Annotated in this window: 1 pseudogene; it reads left to right on the forward strand. The window is 36.6% G+C overall.

The window, feature by feature from the left end:
- Positions 1-184 precede the first annotated feature (184 nt).
- Positions 185-366, forward strand: a pseudogene (locus H5119_RS20625) (GNAT family N-acetyltransferase); the annotation flags it as partial.

The raw sequence follows: 366 nt of genomic DNA on the forward strand, positions 1-366 counted from the left end.
GCGGGGTGCAATTTTTAAGCTTTAGTATCGACCCTGATTTTAATAATTGCATTGATGGTTTAGTGTTAGTCGATCTTGAAAATGTAAAAGAAAATAAAGCAAAACGCTATCTCGGGAAAGAATAAGCACTGACGCCTTTAATATCAATTCGCTTAATTAAAAATGCCAAACCGTATTTACGGACAGCGATATAAAAGAAGACTTTGTAGAACTTAAACATGTACTTGCCAACATGGGCGCACAAGTTCCTACGCTATTTAAACAATATACAGAGCTCTGTACGCCTGGCGGGGTGCAATTTTTAAGCTTTAGTATCGACCCTGATTTTAATAATTGCATTGATGGTTTAGTGTTAGTCGATCTTGA

The organism is Pseudoalteromonas sp. SG45-5, assembly GCF_014164085.1.
Lineage (GTDB): Bacteria > Pseudomonadota > Gammaproteobacteria > Enterobacterales > Alteromonadaceae > Pseudoalteromonas > Pseudoalteromonas aliena.